Annotated in this window: 1 protein-coding gene; it reads right to left on the bottom strand. The window is 69.0% G+C overall.

Annotation, left to right across the window (positions count from 1 at the left end; translation table 11 throughout):
* The coding region (locus tag QZH66_RS18205; RefSeq protein ID WP_305807203.1) for a 2-oxo acid dehydrogenase subunit E2 at positions 1–201 on the bottom strand (201 nt) is incomplete at its 3' end.
* Between the last annotated feature and the right edge of the window lie 368 nt (positions 202–569).

Here is a 569-nt window from a genome sequence, read left to right as displayed (position 1 = left end):
CCCGGCCTCGGTCTGCGTGGCAATGCCCAGGTGCACCGCGGCGTGGCGCGTGACCACGCCGGCCTCATCGTCGAAGCGCGCATTGATCTGCGGAAACTCGCGCACCGCGAGCACCAGGGCACGGGCAATGAACGGCAGCAGCGTGAGCTTGCCGCGCGTGGCGCCGTGCAAGGCATTGAGCCGGGCGCGGAGCTGCTCCAGCTNAGGTGCACCGCGGCGTGGCGCGTGACCACGCCGGCCTCATCGTCGAAGCGCGCATTGATCTGCGGAAACTCGCGCACCGCGAGCACCAGGGCACGGGCAATGAACGGCAGCAGCGTGAGCTTGCCGCGCGTGGCGCCGTGCAAGGCATTGAGCCGGGCGCGGAGCTGCTCCAGCTCGGTGACGTCGACCTCTTCGACGTAGCTGAAATGCGGAATGCGGCGTTTGGATTCCTGCATCTTCTGCGCGATCTTGCGGCGCAGCCCGATGATGGCGATGGCCTCCTCGCCCTGGCGCTCGGCGTACTTCGAATGGCCCGCCACGGCCTGCGCGCCTCGCACTGCATGGGCGTCGAGGTCCGCATGCAG

The sequence above is a fragment of the Stenotrophomonas sp. YIM B06876 genome (assembly GCF_030711595.1).
GTDB lineage: Bacteria > Pseudomonadota > Gammaproteobacteria > Xanthomonadales > Xanthomonadaceae > Stenotrophomonas.
This window is presented reverse-complemented; position numbering and strand designations above follow the sequence as displayed.